General features: G+C 61.7%; 1 protein-coding gene. It reads right to left on the bottom strand.

Annotated elements, in window-relative coordinates; translation table 11 throughout:
• Positions 1-238: DUF2750 domain-containing protein (locus ABNF93_RS34745; protein WP_349332516.1), on the bottom strand; the 238-nt coding region annotated here is incomplete at its 3' end.
• Between the last annotated feature and the right edge of the window lie 242 nt (positions 239-480).

Below are 480 nucleotides of genomic sequence, written 5' to 3'. Positions count from 1 at the left end.
GCAGCCACTTGTCCAACCAGTCCTGTCCAGAGATCTCAACCGGCTCCATTCCGGCGTATGCCGGAACGTTGGCGATGATCTTCTCGGCACGGCTCCGCTTCGACCAGAAGGGCATGGCACGCGCGCCATCAGGGTTGCGCGGAGCCGGGAAACCGGCGTCGTCTCTCACGGCGAAGACTTGGCCGTTGCTGAGGAACTCTTCGTAGAAGGCGCTTGCCTGTGCGGAGGCTACGGACATGTCGACGATGGTGCGGCTTTCGGTCACGAAGCGTCAAGCATCCGCCGGTGTCTGCGCAACGCTCCCGCGCTGCCCGGCGCGACCGGGCCGAGCTACGCATTACGAGTGGGTTCTTGGGTTCTGTCTCAAATTTCGTGAGGCGGTGGGCCGGTCGGTGACTGTTGGTGGTGGTGTCATGTGAGTAGTACTCGTTTCCGGAGGAGGTCGAAGTTTGCGCGGCCGAACATTTGACGTTTGAGGTA

The organism is Actinopolymorpha sp. B9G3, from assembly GCF_040120725.1.
In the GTDB taxonomy this organism is placed as follows: Bacteria; Actinomycetota; Actinomycetes; order Propionibacteriales; family Actinopolymorphaceae; genus Thermasporomyces.
Note: the sequence above shows the minus strand (reverse complement) of the source record. Positions and strands in the feature narration are given on the sequence as shown.